Annotated in this window: 21 protein-coding genes and 1 pseudogene; 9 read left to right on the forward strand and 13 right to left on the reverse strand. The window is 35.2% G+C overall.

Annotated features, from left to right (window positions below; genetic code table 11):
* Positions 1–1,134, reverse strand: coding sequence for a glycerol dehydrogenase (locus N178_RS00925; protein ID WP_045289710.1), 1,134 nt, complete (start codon positions 1,132–1,134; stop codon positions 1–3).
* A 312-nt stretch (positions 1,135–1,446) separates the two neighbouring features.
* Between N178_RS00925 and N178_RS00930 the strand changes: the two genes are divergently transcribed.
* Entirely contained in the window at positions 1,447–2,490 is a 1,044-nt protein-coding gene (locus N178_RS00930; protein WP_152640825.1) for a PocR ligand-binding domain-containing protein, read from the forward strand.
* A gap of 138 nt (positions 2,491–2,628) precedes the next feature.
* On the opposite strand, the gene N178_RS00935 is transcribed toward N178_RS00930, so the two are convergent.
* A complete protein-coding gene (locus N178_RS00935; RefSeq protein ID WP_045289712.1) occupies positions 2,629–3,435 on the reverse strand; it encodes a carbon-nitrogen family hydrolase in 807 nt (268 codons plus the stop codon).
* Positions 3,436–3,446: 11 nt separating this feature from the next.
* Positions 3,447–4,106: an MBL fold metallo-hydrolase gene (locus N178_RS00940; RefSeq protein WP_045289714.1), complete on the reverse strand. Its 660-nt coding sequence runs from the start codon at positions 4,104–4,106 to the stop codon at positions 3,447–3,449.
* Positions 4,107–4,208: 102 nt separating this feature from the next.
* On the opposite strand from N178_RS00940, the gene N178_RS00945 reads away from it, so the two are divergent.
* The gene (locus tag N178_RS00945) at positions 4,209–4,586 is read left to right on the forward strand and encodes a winged helix-turn-helix transcriptional regulator (protein ID WP_045289717.1); all 378 of its coding nucleotides are present in this window, start codon (positions 4,209–4,211) and stop codon (positions 4,584–4,586) included.
* A gap of 166 nt (positions 4,587–4,752) precedes the next feature.
* Here the strand turns inward: N178_RS00945 and N178_RS00950 are convergent, their stop codons facing one another.
* The gene (locus tag N178_RS00950; protein ID WP_152640826.1) at positions 4,753–5,154 is read right to left on the reverse strand and encodes a hypothetical protein; all 402 of its coding nucleotides are present in this window, start codon (positions 5,152–5,154) and stop codon (positions 4,753–4,755) included.
* A 333-nt stretch (positions 5,155–5,487) separates the two neighbouring features.
* On the opposite strand from N178_RS00950, the gene N178_RS00955 reads away from it, so the two are divergent.
* Together N178_RS00955 and N178_RS00960 are read left to right on the forward strand one after the other, a co-directional pair.
* Positions 5,488–6,417, forward strand: a complete 930-nt coding sequence (locus N178_RS00955) for a DMT family transporter (RefSeq protein ID WP_045289720.1) — start codon at positions 5,488–5,490, stop codon at positions 6,415–6,417.
* Between the two features lie 50 nt (positions 6,418–6,467).
* The gene (locus N178_RS00960) at positions 6,468–7,028 is read left to right on the forward strand and encodes a cysteine dioxygenase (RefSeq protein WP_045289722.1); all 561 of its coding nucleotides are present in this window, start codon (positions 6,468–6,470) and stop codon (positions 7,026–7,028) included.
* A 198-nt stretch (positions 7,029–7,226) separates the two neighbouring features.
* Here N178_RS00960 and N178_RS00965 read toward each other — a convergent pair whose 3' ends face one another.
* Positions 7,227–7,661, reverse strand: coding sequence for an ArsI/CadI family heavy metal resistance metalloenzyme (locus N178_RS00965; RefSeq protein ID WP_045289724.1), 435 nt, complete (start codon positions 7,659–7,661; stop codon positions 7,227–7,229).
* 50 nt (positions 7,662–7,711) lie between these two features.
* Complete coding sequence (locus N178_RS00970) at positions 7,712–8,041, reverse strand: ArsR/SmtB family transcription factor (protein WP_045289726.1); 330 nt, start codon at positions 8,039–8,041, stop codon at positions 7,712–7,714.
* A gap of 404 nt (positions 8,042–8,445) precedes the next feature.
* Here N178_RS00970 and N178_RS00980 point away from each other — a divergent pair, with 404 nt between their 5' ends.
* The 3 genes from N178_RS00980 to arsC are packed head-to-tail and all read left to right on the forward strand — an operon-like array spanning position 8,446 to position 10,557.
* Entirely contained in the window at positions 8,446–8,793 is a 348-nt protein-coding gene (locus N178_RS00980; RefSeq protein WP_014460639.1) for an ArsR/SmtB family transcription factor, read from the forward strand.
* 18 nt (positions 8,794–8,811) lie between these two features.
* Positions 8,812–10,110, forward strand: coding sequence for an arsenical efflux pump membrane protein ArsB (locus tag N178_RS00985; protein WP_045289730.1), 1,299 nt, complete (start codon positions 8,812–8,814; stop codon positions 10,108–10,110).
* Between the two features lie 24 nt (positions 10,111–10,134).
* Positions 10,135–10,557, forward strand: a complete 423-nt coding sequence (gene arsC, locus N178_RS00990; RefSeq protein WP_045289732.1) for an arsenate reductase (thioredoxin) — start codon at positions 10,135–10,137, stop codon at positions 10,555–10,557.
* A gap of 173 nt (positions 10,558–10,730) precedes the next feature.
* On the opposite strand, the gene N178_RS00995 is transcribed toward arsC, so the two are convergent.
* Complete coding sequence (locus tag N178_RS00995; protein WP_045289734.1) at positions 10,731–12,053, reverse strand: DUF1565 domain-containing protein; 1,323 nt, start codon at positions 12,051–12,053, stop codon at positions 10,731–10,733.
* A gap of 175 nt (positions 12,054–12,228) precedes the next feature.
* Between N178_RS00995 and speG the strand changes: the two genes are divergently transcribed.
* Positions 12,229–12,753: a spermidine N1-acetyltransferase gene (gene speG / locus N178_RS01000; protein ID WP_013056444.1), complete on the forward strand. Its 525-nt coding sequence runs from the start codon at positions 12,229–12,231 to the stop codon at positions 12,751–12,753.
* A gap of 267 nt (positions 12,754–13,020) precedes the next feature.
* On the opposite strand, the pseudogene N178_RS01005 reads toward speG, so the two are convergent.
* The 6 genes and pseudogenes from N178_RS01005 to N178_RS01030 form a co-directional block, all read right to left on the reverse strand.
* Positions 13,021–13,280, reverse strand: a pseudogene (locus N178_RS01005) (MBL fold metallo-hydrolase); the annotation flags it as partial.
* A 194-nt stretch (positions 13,281–13,474) separates the two neighbouring features.
* A complete protein-coding gene (locus N178_RS01010; protein WP_045289752.1) occupies positions 13,475–13,948 on the reverse strand; it encodes a hypothetical protein in 474 nt (157 codons plus the stop codon).
* Positions 13,949–14,219: 271 nt separating this feature from the next.
* Positions 14,220–14,984 carry a class I SAM-dependent methyltransferase gene (locus N178_RS01015; protein ID WP_045289754.1) on the reverse strand — a complete coding sequence of 255 codons (765 nt, stop codon included), beginning with the start codon at positions 14,982–14,984 and terminating at the stop codon, positions 14,220–14,222.
* A 227-nt stretch (positions 14,985–15,211) separates the two neighbouring features.
* Positions 15,212–16,030, reverse strand: a complete 819-nt coding sequence (locus N178_RS01020; protein ID WP_045289756.1) for a mechanosensitive ion channel family protein — start codon at positions 16,028–16,030, stop codon at positions 15,212–15,214.
* Between the two features lie 232 nt (positions 16,031–16,262).
* Positions 16,263–17,291 carry a serine hydrolase domain-containing protein gene (locus N178_RS01025; RefSeq protein ID WP_045289758.1) on the reverse strand — a complete coding sequence of 343 codons (1,029 nt, stop codon included), beginning with the start codon at positions 17,289–17,291 and terminating at the stop codon, positions 16,263–16,265.
* Between the two features lie 89 nt (positions 17,292–17,380).
* A complete protein-coding gene (locus N178_RS01030) occupies positions 17,381–17,950 on the reverse strand; it encodes a MarR family winged helix-turn-helix transcriptional regulator (protein WP_045289761.1) in 570 nt (189 codons plus the stop codon).
* 260 nt (positions 17,951–18,210) lie between these two features.
* Between N178_RS01030 and lgt the strand changes: the two genes are divergently transcribed.
* Positions 18,211–19,026: a prolipoprotein diacylglyceryl transferase gene (gene lgt / locus N178_RS01035; protein ID WP_045289762.1), complete on the forward strand. Its 816-nt coding sequence runs from the start codon at positions 18,211–18,213 to the stop codon at positions 19,024–19,026.
* Positions 19,027–19,143 lie beyond the last annotated feature (117 nt).

Below are 19,143 nucleotides of genomic sequence, written 5' to 3' on the forward strand. Positions count from 1 at the left end.
TTATATTAACCTCTTCTTATAATCATTTCCAATTTGATCTGCTGCAAGGATAGCTGCAGCTACTGACTCTGGAGTAACAGGGAATGGCATAGAATAAATAGATTCCTCTGGAATACAAGCTTTGTTAGCTACCTCCATTAACTCTTCTTGTGTAATTTGTTCTACTCCAATATCAGCAAGACAAACTGGGAGTCCTACTGCTAAACAGAAATCTAACACTTCTTCTATTTCCTCAGTTGGCGCATTTTCCAATACCAATTGTGCTAATGTACCAAAAGCTACTTTTTCACCATGGAAGTAGTGGTGCGCACTTTCTAAAAGAGTAAGCCCATCATGAATCGCATGTGCTCCAGCTAATCCACCACTTTCGAATCCTAATCCTGATAATAAGATATTGGCTTCAATAATGTTTTCTAAGGCTGGAGTAACAACATTATGATCGCTTGCAGCTTTTGCTTTAACCCCGTCCTCTAATAGAGTGTTGTAGCAATGTTCCGCTAAAGCTAACGCTGCATTTGTACCTTTTGCTGGTGCACATAAGTCCTCACGTACTCCACAAGGTAATCCAGCATTTACATTAGAAAAAGAACGTGCTGTTGCTCTTGCTTCAAAATAAGTGGATAACGCATCCCCCATACCAGATACTAAGAATCTAGTAGGTGCATTAGCAATGACTGTTGTATCAATTAATACGACACTTGGGCTTTGCTTAAAGTATGCGTAATCATCAAAAGCACCCTCTGGTGTATAGATAACTGCGGAGTGACTTGTAGGTGCATCCGTAGCAGCGATTGTTGGGACGATAATTAATCCCTCTCCCTCTGCTACACATTTTGCTGTATCAATTGCCTTCCCACCACCTAAACCAATTGTACAATCACAGTTGTTTTCTTTTGCTATTTCCTGCAATCTAGAAATTTCTGGTCTTGAACATTCGCCATTGAATCCGCCTTCAAAAAATGTAATACCATATTTTTCTGCTGTTGCATCTAATTTGTCTTTTACACGTTTAATATCTTCAGGATGTGCTATTAAAAGTGCAGACGTACCAAATGTTTTCACGAAATAACCTAGATTTAAAATCTCATTCTCACCTTGAATGTATTTTGAAGGACTAATAAATGCTTTTCTCATAAATAAAACCTCCCAATTAACTTTGTAATCCCTTACAATCGGAATTTTACTATTTTTTGTGTAAGATTACATTAGTCTTAAATGACGAGTTTTTACAACCTTTTATCGTATTTTTTTGCTCTCTTTATTTAATATGGTATTATTATGACATCATTTCAGGTAAAAATACTACTAGGTTCACGTTGAAAAGAGGTTACCTTTATCGCTGAACACTCTTTTATTTTACGAACTAAGGAATAAAATAAAAGTATTCTCAAATAGGTAATCTAAACTACCACACGGGAAGTAGAAGCAAGGGAGATAAAAACATCATTGAAAACTACTTACATGAATTTAGATAAAATACTAGATTTAAAGAAATGGCGAAATCTTCAAGATTCGCTTGCGCTTGTTACAAAATTAGCGATTGTCACGGTTAACTATAAAGGAGTGCCAATTTCTCAACACAGTGGTGTACGTCCATTTTGTGAGACTATGCGTAAAAATCCTAATACAGCAAAACTTTGTGAAAAGTGCGATGCGCGGGGAGGATTAGAGGCAGTTAGAACCAATGCTCCTTATATCTATTTATGCCACTGGAATATTGTCGATATTGCCATTCCCATTATAATTGATGATAAATATGTAGGCGCCATCATGGCGGGAGAAGTGAAAATTGAGGATGGTGACAAACATCCTCAATTGGAACAAATGCTTACTGTTCCATCGAAGGGATTTGAACAGAAGTTAAATAATAATGAGGAAATACAGTGTCTATATGATTCTATTCCTACTCTATCCTATACAGAAATTAACGAGGCTGCTCAAATGTTATATAGGCTTTGTAACTACATTGTAGAGGAAGCTATGAATAAAAACTTAATTTTAGAAGTATATGAAAAGATGGCTCCCGTAAAAGAAGACCTTTCTACTGAAGATATTTCTTACGGTTATTCTCTAGATAATATTCAAAATATAAAAAAGGAATTAGCCAACACAGTTACTAATGCTTACGTAACAACGTCTATTAATGATCACTTAGTTTGTAAAAACAAAGTATTACAGCCAGCCTTTGACTACATTTATAAACATAAAAGAGAAAAAATATCTCAGAAAAAGATGGCTGATTTATGTCACATTAGCACAGGTTATTTCAGCCGTATATTTACCAAAGAAACGGGTATGAATTTTTCTGTTTTTATTTCGCTCAAAAAAATAGAGTGGTCCAAGCAATTATTAGAAAAAACGGATTTGTCTATTGCACAGATTAGCGATGAATTAGGTTTTAATGATCCTGGATATTACATCAAGACATTTAAAAAATATGAAAATATAACTCCTAACGTCTATCGGAAATATTATCAAGAAAAGATGTAGAGTTTTCAGTGCTGATGTAAGAAACATATAACTTTTCCATACTGATACTAGTATTTTAAAAAAGGCGCTTTTCAGTATGGAAAAGCAATGAGGCACAGTCATGTGCCGGCCTTTACGCTATAAATAATATATAAATCTCTATTCCGCATGCTTATAAACATTCGGTCTCAAGTTTTTAAATATTGGGATGCTTTTTTGTTGTTCTTTAACTTTCTGTAAATGGATCTCCGCTGTTATGATTTCTTCTTGGTCTCTCCCCTCTTTTACAATGTTTCCATTTGGATCAATGATCATTGAATGTCCCGCATATGTGTTGCCAGCATGATTTTTATGATTCACCTTCCCCACGCTGTTACATGCAATAACGTATACACCATTTTCTATAGCTCTTGCTTTCAATAGTGTTTTCCAATGGTCTATATTTTTGGTAGTCCATTGTGCAACGTAGAATATAATTTTTGCACCTTGAGACGCTGGATAGCGTGTGATTTCTGGAAAACGTAAGTCGTAACATATAATTTGACTAGCTTTAATACCGTTAACCGCAAATACTTCTGGAACTTCATCTCCACCGGTTAAATAATGGTGTTCATCTAACATCGGCACGAGATGTATCTTATCTTTTTGATAGAGGAGTTCACCCGTTTTTGATACAGCAAAAGCTGTATTATAAATGTTGTCATTTCTTTTATTTGAAACTGAACCTGCAATAATATTCACTTGATGTTTAATTGCTAAACTTTGAATAAAAGGAAAAGCTCTCTTTAAATCGATATCTGCTTTTTCTGCTACATTTTTTAAATCATAACCCGTATTCCACATTTCAGGTATTACAACAATCTCAGTATCTATATCCAGCTTTTCTTCAAATAAGCACTCAATACGGTTTTCGTTTTGCTTAATTTCTCCTTCTATAATCTCCATTTGAAATAATTGTATTTTCATTTTTCTCCCTCTTATTCATATATAAATTTATAAATAGAATATAAATTATTATTGTATTTGACATCTTCACCATGTGAAGATGAAATTATAGACGGCTTAATTTCGTCTATAATTCGTCCACTATTAATGTTTTCAGTGATATCAACTGTGAACTTTCGAATCGGTGGATGTAAAGATTGAGCATTAGAAAAGAATAAGTCTCCAGTTAGCAGCACATTGTCACTTTTATGGTGGTATATCACATGTCCGGGCGTATGACCAGGTGTTAAATATACATCTAAAGGTAACGTTTTAATAATGTTATCACTTAAACTTTCAACTTGATGTTCCACGCCTGTTGTTTCTTTTTCTATCTTGTTTGGATAAGGCTTCTCACCATTGATAAACGGAATTTCAATTTCGTGGGCGTAAATAGGAATATTTAAATGGTTTTTTAAATACCTGGCACCATTAATGTGATCTAAATGGCCATGTGTCAGTAAGATACTGTTAGGGATACCTAAAGATTTTGCTGCATTCAACTGTGCATACGCATAGTCTTCCATTCCGGTATCAATGAGATAAACATCCTCACCATCCACTACGTACCATGTACTAATCTTAACTGGAATACCGACGACAGTTTCATAAGTGAGCCTATAAATATGCTCAGAGATTTGGACGAATTCCAATTCATACACCTTCTTTTGATTTATTTGATATCATAAGTGTAGTCAGAAAAAATAGGAGTAACAAGAAGGCACAAATTTGTTACTACCCATTGAGGTGAGAGAATGTCAGACTTTAAAAGTGATCAATACGGTCCTTGTACGTTAACTGTAAAGCAAGCCTGTCCAATTGAGTTAGCGATGCATATTATGGGTGGTAAATGGAAAGGCATTATTTTATCTTTATTATCAAAATCACCTATGTACTATAATGCAATGCGCCGTGAAATACCGGGCATTACTCAGCGCATTCTTACACTCCAGCTTCGCGATATGGAAAAAGACGGATTAATAGAAAGAGAAGAAACAAGCGATAACCCTAAAAGAGTTTTATATTATTTAACAGAGCTTGGAGAAAGTTTTATCCCAATACTTAAATCTTTAGAGAAATGGGGCAATGCTTATATAAGTCAGCAGGAAGAAGGAATAAAAGAGTCCCAATAATTAAGGAGAGTTCCTCTCTTTATTCCTTTAATATTTAACATACAATCAAACCTATCGTTCATACAAGCATCCATTTCTATTTACCATAATCAAGTTTAGGCATAGGAATAAGTTTTAACTATAAGCAAGAAAATATATATTAAATGACTATTATAACAAATGAGCGTTAGAGGTCTCTGTTTAAGTCGTTCAAAAAATCTGTCCCCGCAGCGTTGGGGATTTTACTTTTTACCCATTGTGCATGTTGTAATTTATTAGAAAGAGAAAGAAACGCTTCTCTATTGTGTGCATCGAGCAATTCGTTTATTTTGAAGTTCAAATAATTAATCTTTAGGTCCAAATCTGAAATAGAGCAAATACTTCCCTTAATATGTAATTCGTGAATATCATCTACATAGATAAAGAACTGAAATTCGTTATTAATATCGATTAAACAATGCCAACCTAAGCAATCGACGTACTTGCGGTGATTTGTAATTGTCCAAACGTCTCCTTGACGAAAGTTAATCATATGCTGGTGCTGCTGTTCTGGACAGCAGCATCCTACTTCATGACAAAATGGTTCCATTATGACAAAAGTTTTATGACTTACAATTAATACATATAAATAGAGAATACTGTGCACCTTTTAAAAGTCTGAAAGTTCCTTATGAAAGTTGGCATGATTACTTTTGGTAACGGACTCTTTAGGATTTAGCCTATACATGACTATAAACTTCCAAATTTAGTTTTCTATAAATGACAACTATAGTTACTTTAATTAAGAGATAGTGATAACGATACAAATACTAAAGTTTCTACTAATTTTTTTAGAATGGCATGATTTTTTTCATTTTCCTCTAGAAAAGGCATATGTTAGTTAATAGAAGCTACCTTAATTGTTGAAAGGAAAATTGTGCCTATGATTGCGTCAAAGGTTAAATTTACTGCCTCGTTATATGCAATAATGTCTATTAGTTTTTGGGGAATTTCCTTTGTCTCTACCAAAGCTGTTTTAGATAAACTGGATCCATACACACTCCTTGTTCTTCGTTTTGGAATTGGGGCACTTTTTTTATTGGTATTATTAGTGCTAAAGCGATATCCATTAAACATTCCACTTAAGTATATTCCTCATTTAATTGTGTTAGGTATCCTTGGAGTATTCATTCATCAAGTTATTCAGGCAACAGCACTTCTCACAATAAATGCTTCTGCAGCAGGGTGGATTATTTCGTTTTCTCCTGTATTTACGGTCATTCTCTCCGTATTTTTTTTGCATGAAAAGATGACTTTAATAAAAGCATCAGGGATTATTGTAGCTATTATTGGCGTTCTGCTGGTGACCACTTCTAGCAATCAGCATTCACTTCAGCTTCCGGTTAATATCGGTTACCTGTTAATGATTTTAAGTACATTAAACTGGGCAATCTATTCTGTCCTATTAAAAAAGCTGAATATCCAACTTCCCTCTCTTGTTGTTACGTTTTATATGTGTTTAATAGGGTTTACTCTAACAACTCCTTTTCTCGTAAGAAATAAAGGATGGGAGATCATTCCTTTTTTAACGAGCGTGGAGTGGGCTCATTTACTATTTCTCGGTGTATTCGTTTCAGGTGTTGCCTATTGGTACTGGGCAAAGGCATTAGAAGTTTTAGAGGCGTCCCAGGTATCTGTGTTTCTTTATTTAGAACCCGTAGCGACATTGATAACAGCTGTTTTACTGTTACGGGAAAAGATTATTCCCGTCAGCATATTAGGAGGATTCATAATTATAGTGGGAGTGATTGTAGCCAATGGAAGACTACTAACTTTTTTAAGGTACTTGCCGTGGAGAAACAAACATTTGTAACCATATGAAAAACACAAAATTCGCTCTGCTCATAAGGAGGTAATGCTTGTATGAGCTTAATTAAACAGGTAAAGCATATTTTAGATAAGTTGGACTCCCCCACTAAATTGGAACTGAGAGAGGCTCTTTTGGCTTTAGATATAAACTTTAATGATTTAAAACCACTATTGCAGTCGGCAAAAGACAAGCCATACTATAGAAAGCTTCTCTACCAAAATGACGAAGTAGAATTACTTGTTATGAATTGGTCAGCAATAGAGTGTGCTCCTCACGATCACGGTTATTCGCATGGATGGATTCAAGTAGTAAATGGTACAACTATAAATACGGTTTACGAAGTTAAAGAAAACCAAATGCCAGAAGAGCTGTTTTCTCAGCATCAGGGAAAAGGTAAGCTTTTTTTTGCTCCCAAGAAAGGTGTGCACAAGATGAAGAGTGCTGAAGGCGCGGGTCTAGTTACTCTTCATCTCTACTCTCCCCCAATCAAGGAGATGATGGTTTATGATTTCAAAACATGCGCTGCTTGCATTGTATCCGATGATTGTGGAGCATGGTGGCCAGATCATCTTCGTCAAAAGGTAAAACAGATTCAATTAAAGAAGAAAGAATGATGTTTGTTGACCCTTGGAATATTTCTCATACAGAAACAAAATAACTGTTTAGTCGAGTTAAAGGACGTGCCTCACGAGATTTTCTTGCTTACAGTTAGCTTTCTTAGCAAGAAAACTCCACTAAACATAATCGATTTTATGTTAAACAAAAAAGACAGAAAGAGTCTACTTCTTCCTGTCTTTTTTGTCATTTAAGCATCAGCAACATGAGTTGCTTGCAGGTGACTTTTCATTCACCTCAACGCTATCCTCAGTCTTATGAACCTCACTATCAGATTTCGTATAAAAAAACTCCCACTCGTTCCCGTCAGGATCTGTTACCCAGAATTTATCTTGTACAGCGTAGCAGCAGGTCGTATCTATTTCTTCACGAGCAAAGAACCCCTCTTTTTCTAGTCGTGATTTATGAGAATGAATCTCCTCAGGAGTTTCTACTTGGAAGCCGAAATGATTCACTTGATTACCTTTTACATCGTCACGTACGCTCAAGGTGAAATTTAATCCCGGTTCATCTAACAGGAATTTAGCATAATCTATTTTCGTTTTCACAGGTTGAACGCCAAATACCTTTTGATAAAACTTAATGGACGCCTCTAGATTTGTTACATTAATTCCTACATGAACATATTTCATTTACACTTCCTCCTTCGCATGATAAACAATCTTATTTTGAATGTAGTAAATTACGAGCATGAGCCGCTTTTACTTGTATCTTTTCTAAACAAGCAGCAAAGTTCTTCTGATAAGAGGTGGTTCACCTCTTTATCATTTAAATCATAATAACTCCATGTCCCTTTTGTTTCTTTTGTGATGAGGTTTGCTTCTAATAAAATCTTTAAATGGTAGGAAAGTTTAGATTGAGACATCCCAAAGAATTCAGTTAGATCACATACGCATGTCTGTCCTCGCTGGCAGAGCTCATACATAATTTCTAATCTCTTTTGATCAGCAAGAGCTTTAAATTTTTGTTCGTACTGTTTAAATGGGTGCTTTCCTTCCTTGACTGTTTCCATTGTCATTCTCCTTCATCAATTTTTTTTGATTTAAAGTTCGAAGCTCTCGGCAGCTTTTTTAAAGTTACTGTATGTAGTTTCCCCTCTTAACGTAGGATCTTGATGAAAAAAACGCTGAAAGATTAGACTTTGTGCTTCCTTATAGTTCATCCCTTGAGTGTTCATAACTAAATGAAAATAGGTTCGAAAGTACGTAACTGATAAGTTTCCAGAGTTGTTGACTCTCACTGCTTTCACCCTCACTTTTATAAATCAATTTTTTTTGATGTATTCATCATATCTGGAAAATTTAGATAAATCAAGACATTAATCAATTTTTTTTGTTTAATAGTAGTGTATATTTTTGTTGAATATATAATAAAATACTTATATAATTATATTTGGAAATAAGGAGGTGAGTTGGATTGGATGTAAAAGTACAAATAGAAATGGAGAAAGCAGCACAGATACTGAAGCTGCTTGGCGATAAGACAAGATTATCTATGATGAAACTGCTCCAAAATAACGAGTGCTGTGTTTGTGAGCTAGTTGAAATTTATAAAGCAAGTCAACCGGCTATTAGCCAACACTTGCGTAAATTAAGAGATATCGAACTTGTAAAGGAAAGACGACAAGGACATTGGATTTTCTATTCATTAAATAAAGAAAACGGCTATTATCAGTTTGTCCTGAATATACTTGAATCTTTACCAAGCGAAGATGGACGATTAAAAGAACTAGAAAAGCAAGGATTACGCATTAGTTGTTGCTAATAGTAGGAGGTTTGTAAAGTGGTATCAGTTATAGTAGCCTCCTTCATCTTCTTATTGACATTGATTTTTGTCATTTGGCAGCCAAAGAACTTGTCTATTGGTTGGTCAGCGTGTGGAGGCGCAGTAATAGCTCTTTTAGCAGGTGTGGTTGATTTCCATGACGTGCTAGATGTAACTCAAATTGTATGGAACGCAACGTTAACGTTTATTGCAGTTATTATTATTTCTTTAATTTTAGATGAAATTGGATTTTTTGAGTGGGCAGCGTTACATATGGCACGAGCTGCAGGAGGTAATGGCGTTCGCATGTTTGTATATGTATCCCTCCTAGGAGCTGTAGTAGCCGCATTATTCGCTAATGATGGGGCAGCCTTAATTCTAACACCTATCGTACTTGCTATGGTGCGAGCACTTAAATTTGAAGATAAAATGGTCTTTCCTTTTATTATCGCCAGTGGATTCATTGCGGATACAACATCATTACCTCTTGTGGTAAGTAACTTGGTCAATATTGTATCAGCGGATTTCTTTGGAATTCGCTTTTCTGAATTTGCCTCACGCATGATTGTGCCAGATTTATTTTCACTTTTGGCAAGTATTGCTGTCTTGTATTTGTATTTTCGCAAAAGCATCCCTAAGAAATACAATCTAGCTGATTTACAGAAACCGGTTGAGGCCATCAAAGATGAGAAAATGTTTCGTTTATCAGGAATTGTTTTATTCATTTTAGTTCTTGGTTACTTTATTGGTGAGTTTTTCGATATTCCCGTTTCTATTATTGCAGGAATTATCGCCATTTTATTCTTAGGAATAGCAAGAAAAAGCCCAGCTGTTCACACGAAAAAAGTGTTAGCAGGAGCTCCATGGGCAATTGTTTTCTTTTCCATTGGTATGTATGTTGTTGTGTATGGATTACGCAATGTGGGGCTAACTGAAGTACTAGCAAGCCTTATTCAAACAACCGCTGATCAAGGATTGTTTGCAGCAACCATTGGCATGGGATTTATTGCAGCCATTCTTTCATCGATTATGAACAACATGCCAACCGTGATGATTGATGCTTTGGCCATTGATGCAACTTCTGCAACAGGTACGATTAAAGAAGCTCTGATTTATGCAAATGTCATTGGTTCGGATCTAGGACCAAAGATTACACCTATTGGCTCTCTAGCGACGCTCTTATGGCTTCATGTTCTCTCGACAAAAGGAGTTAAGATTTCTTGGGGAACTTATTTTAAAACAGGTATTATCTTAACCATCCCAACATTGTTTATTACACTTGTTGGTTTATATATTTGGTTATCAATTATTTCTTAACACATCATAAAGGAGATTTTACACATGTCTAAAAAAACACTTTATTTCTTATGTACAGGTAACTCTTGCCGTAGCCAAATGGCTGAAGGATGGGCAAAAAAATATCTAAATAACGATGAATGGGATGTACGCAGTGCAGGATTAGAAGCTCATGGATTAAATCCTAACGCTGTAAAAGCAATGAAAGAAGCTGGTGTTGATATTTCAAACCAAACATCTGATATTATTGATCCTGAAATTTTAAATAATGCGGATTTAGTGGTTACATTATGTGGCCATGCAGCTGATCATTGCCCCGTAACGCCTCCTCATGTGAAGCGTGAACACTGGGGATTTGATGATCCTGCAAAAGCAGAAGGAACAGACGAAGAGAAATGGACGTTCTTTCAACGCGTCCGTGATGAAATTGGTGAGCGTATTCAGCGTTTTGCCGAAACAGGTAAATAATTAATCCAGAAGCAGTCTATTTGTGTAGACTGCTTTATTTCTTCCTAACAAGTAATTATTTATATTAAAATAAAAAGTATAACTAGCAGATAGTGCAGTAAATAATTTTCCAGCCTCAAACAGAATCCCAGTAAGCAACTCCCTAAAGGATATCCTCTGAAAAGAAACTGTCGTTAAAAAAGCCTAGGAGATATGATGGTAGAACTTTGTATTTCTTGCCCCTTCCATATCCATCGGTTCGCTGTATCTCTACCTTTATTTAGATATATATTATTATTAAGCTGATTATATTTATTTGAGTAATGAAGATTGGCCAGAAGCAAATTAGATTTTATTGAAACCATAATATTATTGTTGATAGTGTTATGAGTTGCATGATATTGCATCAGTAATTGACCGCCATCCATGTTCATCGTATCATTTCCATATAAAATATTATGTTCAATAAGAGTATTTATCGTTCCTCCACGTTTTTTATCATAGCCTCCAATTGAAATTCCTGTAAAACGATTTTTATAAATCATATTCCGTATGACTTGAACATTTCTAGTTTGTTTACCATGGTGTTCACTTGCGATTTCTATTCCTAGATCGTTATGACTTGAAACGTTATTCTCAATAACAACATCTTTTCCTCCGTCTACGTAGATTCCGCCAGCGGAGTATTCATGTTTGTAAGCAGGGTTTGAATAACTGCTGACATTGTAAATATGGTTTTCACTAATAAGTCCTTCACGGGCTTGGTCATATTTCTCAATAGGAGCTACTTTTTCAAAGCCAATTACGTCAATCCCAATATTATCAACGTTTCGAATTATATTAGCATTGACCATAAAATCTTTAACATTCCCATTTAGAGTCAACGCTTCACTAAAACCTAAGGTTAGGTTTTCAAGTAGGTTTTCCGATATTTCAATGTTTTCTAATGAACGCGGCGCTTTAGATCCATAAAAAGCTACTCCATGAGCGTTTCCATTTTTATGTGCAGTCTTAATATCGAAAATATGATTATTAATGATTCGAAGGTTCTTTCCACTTCCCTCTACTAAAATACCACATGGTGTATTTTGTTCCTTAGAAGTAGAAAAATGACCTATATTCAAACCTTGAATCGTTATGTAGCTCTTATTTTTTATGCTAACTAGCCCTCCATCTATAGAACGGCTTTTTATTTTTTCTCCACTAATAAGGGGCTTTTCACTTTTATAGTTCCTGAAAATAATAGGCTCTTGTTTAGTACCTGAACGGCTAATAATTAATTGTTCGTAATAAATACCACCTCTGATGTAAACCGTAGTTCCGGGCTGAGCTGCTTCACTTGCCTTTCTTAATGTTCTAAAAGGTTTGCTTTTAGTACCTAGGTTTTTGTCATCCCCTGTAGGAGAAACATAAATTTCATGATGTATTATAGGAGCTGCTGAAGGTTGATTAGCTGCCTCAACCCTTTGGTTTATACAGCATAGTAAAAGAAGAAGAATACCAACTGCTTTTTTCATAAGATCCTCCTTAAAGTTAATGAATTTCACTTGCGAGATTTTTAAATTATACTATGGTTCTTTTAATAAGGATGTAAATAATCGCACTATGTCTTATTATTTTTTAAAACTACAGCAATTTTTACATTTAAAACGGAAAGTGCTAAAGTAATGCTAGAATGTGGAGGTTTGAGAAATGAATAAGGAACTTAAGTTACGTCCTTTGGAAAGAGAAGACTTAAAATTTGTCCATGAACTCAATAATGATGCAAATATTATGTCTTATTGGTTTGAAGAGCCTTATGAAGCTTTTGTAGAGCTACAGGATTTATATGATAAACATATTCACGATCAAGGTGAGCGTCGTTTCATACTTGAAAAAGACGGGGATATGCTTGGGTTAGTGGAATTAGTCGAAATTGATTATATTCATCGTAGAGCAGAGTTTCAAATTATTATTGACCCTACATATCAAGGTCATGGTTACGCCATGGTTGCCACAAACCTAGCAATGAATTATGCCTTTTCGGTATTAAATATGCATAAACTTTACTTAATTGTAGACAAGGAAAATGAAAAAGCCATTCATATCTATAAGAAGGTTGGTTTTTCTATTGAAGGCGAGTTAAAGGATGAATTTTTTGTTGATGGAAGCTATCATAACGCTATAAGAATGTGTATGTTTCAAAAAGAATATTTACAAACCAAAAATAAAAACTAAGGTTGAATTAGTATAAGCTTCCTGCTCATTAAAAAAGAAGAAAGAATGAGAATGGGCTTCTGTTAATACAAAGAGAAAAACTCCTGTTCAGACGCAACAGGAGTTTTTCTCTTTGTAAGCTGTATATGATATACAAATTTCTATTCTGCATGCTTATAAACATCCGGTCTCAGACTTCTAAATATTAGGATGTATTTTTGTTGCTCTGTCACTTTCTGTATATGGATTTCCGCTGTTATAATCAATCTCTTCTTGATCTCCTCCCTCTTATTCATATATAAGTTTATAAATAGGATATAAACCACAGTTATATTTGACATCTTGGCCATGTGATGAAGAAATTTATCTATAATTCGTCCACTATTAATGTTTTCATTCATATCAACTGTGAACTTTCGAATCGGTGGATGTAAAGATTCAGCCTTCGAAAAGAATAAGTCTCCAGTCAGCAGCACATTGTCATCTTTATGGTGGTATATCACATGTCCTGGTGTATGACCGGGTGTTAAATATACATCTAAAGGTAGCGTTTTAATGACGGCTTGTTTTTTATAATCTAGGAAATTAATTAAGTGGTGTCCATGAAACTATACTAATTTCACCTCTTCTTTAATTAAAACGAAAGCTTATTAAATGAGAAGAGCCTTTACCATGACGGTAAAGGCTCTTCATACGCTCTTCCCTGAAGGGAATCTTGTGTTATCTTCATCTCTATTTTTAATTAAGGTCTATGAAAATTGACTGTTTTCTCGTCCTCTCCTGTGCGTTCAAACCAACCTCTGAAGGCCCAGTTATCATAACCTCCATCACCTTCATTAATAAATGTTCCTTCTTCAAATATCCAGACTCCATACGTAATGCCATCATAATCTACGGTATCAAAATACTGAACACCTTGTAATTGATCTGAATTATAACTTTGACTCAAATTCATGACCATTACATTATATTGTTGACCCGATTCAAAAAACGCTTTTTCCATTGCTCCCTTGACGAACCCACTTCGATTGTCGGCTGTTTTAGCCGCATCTGCAATCGCTTGTCCCATGGCTACGGGATCAACTGTTACGTCTCCTCCAACTTCTGCAGCTTCTGCGGAGCCTGCAGAACCTCCTAAATTCGGTAGAGCTAATGGCGTCGCTAACACAGCTAAACCTACGGCAGAAGCTACAACAGCTTGTTTCGCTCTTCTCATTTGATCTCCTCCTATTTTTAGGTGATTCTTAGAATATTTACCCTTTTTTTCCACGTTAAAACAAAAAATACTGTAATTAAAAATAGGAGGTAGACCATTTCATTCTTTTGAAGCATCCGTTCAACCAAACATAGGCTTATAAGTTTCTTTCTAAAAGCTCTCCCACTTTTTCTACCATTTCTCTCGGTGAACATGGCATCTCATTTTTGAGCCATTATTCTACTATGATGCCATATTGGAAAAAATTGAGGTAGCTCATTCGATATGATAACTAATATTTAATAGATTTAGTAGCAATATAACAAGGCATATATTCAGTGATTTTCCCCTTGTGATGATGATCTTCATAAAGATCTTGTAAGGTGAATCCAGCTTTTAGTTGTCCGCCAATTTGAGTTTCTAATGAATGGCTAAACTGTACACCGCCATTTTTTATAAGTTCTTCACCATTTTCTACGGTGTTTTTCGTTCCATCATAAGGTAATTTATTAACCACTTGTAATGCTTCCTCATCTTCTCCAAATAAATAAAGAGCAGGATTTGCAAAGCCAGATAGCAGAACGCCACCTTTTTTTAGAACTCTAAAACATTCTTGCCAGACGTGTTCAACATCTTGAATATAGCAGTTTGATACAGGGTTAAAAATCATATCGAACGTCTCATCTTCAAAGGGAAATGTCTTACTCATATCCCCTTTAACTAAATCAATAGAATAACCTTCTCTAGTGGACACCATTTTTTCTAATTCTAATTGCTTATCAGAGTAGTCAAAAACCGTAACTTGCGCATGTTGGGCTGCAAAGACTGGGCACTGCTGTCCTCCTCCGCTAGCAAGTCCCAATATTTTCGCTTTTTCAAATGGAATAAACCAGTTATGTGGAACAGGCTTACAAGGTGTTAAGTAGATATTAAAATTACCTTGAATTGCATCTACAAAATCTTGATGATTAATAGCTAATGACCATTCTCCTCCAGCTGAAGCCCATTCATCCCACATTTTGGAGTTAATTTTTGTATAATTAGATTTTTGCGCCATAGTTAATCCCCCTTTACCTTTTTACGTTCTTTGTTTAATTTTACCATGTCACTAGAAGAATAATTTAGATGTACTAATTAATTTGTTCTGTTTCAGATAATTAATCTTTACTGGAGAAGTACTTAATAGATATTTTTAAAAATAAAAAACACCCTTTTGAAAAATCACAAGGGTGTTTGTATCTTAAATATAAAAGCTTGTATATAAACAAGGTACGAGTTTTATTTTTAATGGCTTGTCTCGAAGCTTTCAGCCATCATTAGGTCATTTTTGTAGGCAGCCATTGCGAGTTCATATCGCACCTTTTGGCTCGCTTCAACAAAATCAGCTTCCTTCACAAGGCCTGATAATGAATATTGATGACCTTTAAAACCTACGTTCAGTTCAGTAATTTGATTGAATTGAAAACTTTCTATAGGAATTCCATTCACATCTTTCAGCAAATATTGGCCATATTTCTCGTTACATGTTTGTGCTACCTGCTCCATTACTTTGAAAGCATCGTCCGGGTTTTGTCTATAGTTGAGAATAAGACTTTCATTTACCCGGCGTCTTCCTCGGGTTCCGTTCTGAAGTTCTGTAATGTTGCTATATGAGACGGTATAGAGGTAGCCGTCATACTGGCGAATCTTTAAGTAGCGCATCGTAATTTCTTCTATTTTCCCTTGACGATTTCCGTTGAGAATAACATAATCTCCGTGGTGGATCTGGCGTTCAAACAAGTAAGTCAGTCCCATTATATAATCACGGATGATATGCTGAAGGATTATTGCCAAGGCACTGGCCAACACTACCGAACTAGTGAGAATCTTTCCGAAGTCAAAGAAATGGCTAAGCACATAAATAAAGAAAAAAGTCAGCCCCAATACTCTTGTGACCTGATTAGAAAAGTGCATGAGCGTCTCTTCTCGTTTTTCATCTAAAAAGCTCGTTTTATCAAAGAAAAGCTTAATGAATTTGCGAATAAAATAAACGATAAGTACAATCAGCAGCCCTACCGTTAAAACCTTTACGGGAAACTGCTGAAAAAATTCAGTAAAAGCCAACTTACCCACTCCTTATTTCTAACACTATACCAAAAGAATGTACGGAAAGACAAAAATCTTCTGTTCCTTACAAACCTTAATGATAATAGCATGGTTTCATCAAAAAAAGAAGCGGTATCTACGCTTCTTGAAGATTTGTTATATTCGGCGATAGCCTTTCAAATTGTCTTCTAGTTAAGGAGGCGTCTCAATAACTTTATCGATTAATTCTCATCACTTTTGTAGACCCTTCTTATATCTCTTTTGACTTTTGCAGGCTTTCTAATAAAGCCATCCCTATATGTTCATCATTATTTCTGCCTAGTCTATAATTAGCCAAAACGACGGAAGCAACTTTCTTTTCTTTATCAATCCCTAAAAATGAGCTGAAGCATCCGGTTCCACCGCCGTGTAATATCACATTATTGTTTTTCTTTAAAAGCAACCACCCAAGCCCCATATCAAACTTCTTTGTTCCATTACCGTGTTTTTTATGACAAAAAGACAGATATGGTTTATCTTCGTCCATATTTATCTTTGCGTATTTAAGTAAATCGTCAGCGGTTGAGGATACTGCCCCTGCAGGTGATATAAAGTTTTCTTTGTCCCACTGCCAGTTGCCGCAATCATTATTTTTGCGGTCATAGCCATGTAGATTATTGTTTGAAGCGCCTAAACAAGTATTCTTTAGTCCAAGCTCATTATGAAAAAAGTCATTCATAGTATCCCAATATCCCCTGCCCGATACCGTTCCCAACACGTATCCAATAAGTGAGATGCCGAAATTGGAATATTTCCATGAATAATCTACTTCTTTCAATTTATTACTTTCGATTAGCATCTTCATTTTGTTAAAATCCATATGCAACGGATTATCTTTGTTCAAATCACTTCCGCCAAAAATCAAACCTAAAATTATTTTAAAATATTCCCGTTTATTTAAAGGTAAGCTTCCTGAATATCCAGAAGAGTGAGTAGCGAGGCGGAGCAATGTAGGATAATAAGTGTCTTCCTTAAGTTCTTTTATGTATTTTTGTATAGAATCGTTTAGTGTCAACTTGTTTTCAGATATGTATTTTGATAGCAGTGATATAGTGAAAGTCTTGGTAATAGAACCAATTTCATAATGATATTTTTTGGATGAGTCAATTTCACCGCTTTCATTATAAATTTTGATAACACATTGGCTGTCCGTTAAGTAGCCAACGGTTAATTTCAAATGCTTTTTTCCTTTGCAGGTCTTGTTAATTAATCGTACTGTTTCATCGCTGATTTCGAACATAATGAGTGCTCTCCCTCACCCTTCATTTAAAAATTGTTAAAAGAATTGATCGATATGCTTTAAGATAAATGAGCCTATCAGATTTATTTTTATATGTTCTTTTTTATATTATTAATTGCTTGAACTCTGCGACTTTCAAGCTCCCTTATCACTCTCAACTGTAATTCATTGTGATCTTCATCCATTTTTATGTTGCCTTCTTCTTCAAATCCGTCATGTTCTTCCCCATCAAAGCTATAAAGTTTCTTTAAAAGCTTCCACATTATTTCCAGCTCTTCGGTTGAAAACTTGTTAAAAAGTTCTTCTAAAAAGAAGATTCCTTTTTCTGAAACAACAAGCAGTGCCTCTTTTCCCGCTGTTGTAATTTTTACGTTAACTGCACGCTTGTCTTTACTGCTAGGAACCACGTCAATATACCCCTTCTTTTCCATAATGGTAATTAACTGTTTGACGCTTTGTTTTGTAGTTCCTAATTTTCTGGAAATATTATTTAACGTTGTTTCATCTTCAGGTAAATGAGCAATTGCCACCATCGCCATATGCTGTCTTGATGTTAAGAGCTCAAGAGATTGATCTCCTTTCACCTGGACTTTATTTGCCAGAGAAAATAAAGTAGCGTAAGTTTGCTGCATTAAAAAAAGCTCTTTATAAATATTCATATTCACACTCCATTTTAGACAGTATGTTGTCTAAAACAAGAATAGTGTATTTTGGTAATTAAGTCAATGTACTGTCTATTTTAATTTTGACAATTCTAAGGAGACTATTCTGTTACACTAAAGTAGGCAAAGAAGTAGTGGACGTTCGTAAGCAAAAGTTGCCCTTTCTTTATTTAATTAGATATACTAAAAAGGCTCTCTAATTTAATATTACTCTAAAAAAATGTAAGAAAACCGATATGAAGTAAAGGAGAAAAAACATGAACCAGCACACACAACCTTTAAACCCTATCGCCTTCCACCTTGGTCCACTTGAGGTTCATTGGTATGGAATTATTATAGGGATAGGAGCTTTCTTAGGCTTCTTGTTAGCCTCGAAAGAAGGAAAGAAACGAGGTATCTCTTCAGAAACCATCTCTGATTTACTTCTGCTAGCACTACCCATTGCTATCGTTACTGCTCGAATTTACTACGTACTTTTTGAATGGAGTTATTATAAAGACCACCCAGGCGAAATTATCGCAATTTGGCATGGAGGCATAGCTATTCACGGTGGAATTATTGGATCTGTATTAACAGCTATATGGTTTTGCAGAAAAAAGAATCTTTCTTTTTGGAAAATGGCTGATGTTTTAGCTCCTAGCTTATTATTAGGCCAAGCTATTGGCCGGTGGGGAAACTTTATGAATCAAGAAGCACATGGCGGACCTGTTACACGTCAGTTTTTAGAAACTTTACATTTACCTGATTTTATTGTTAATCAAATGTATATCGATGGAACTTATTATCATCCTACATTCCTTTATGAATCACTCTGGAACCTCATAGGTGTTCTTGTCTTGATCGTACTAAGAAAATCTTTGTTAAAAAGAGGCGAAGTCTTTCTTACTTACCTACTATGGTATTCGATAGGACGATTTTTTATAGAGGGATTGCGTACGGATAGCTTAATGCTAACTTCTCATATCAGAATAGCTCAATTAGTGTCTTTCCTTTGTGTATTAGGCAGTTTGATATTGCTATGGTATAGACGCAAAAAAGGTTTAGCAACTAGCAAGGCTGCCTCTCTCTCATAAGAATATACATTTTCATTTCGTCTGTAAAATTAGTAGTCTATGGACGATGCTTTAAATATAAAAGCGGGTATTAAAGAATAAAAACCAATAAAAGCAGCAGCTTGATCTTCAGAGTCA

This window comes from Priestia aryabhattai B8W22 (assembly GCF_000956595.1).
Lineage (GTDB): Bacteria > Bacillota > Bacilli > Bacillales > Bacillaceae_H > Priestia > Priestia aryabhattai.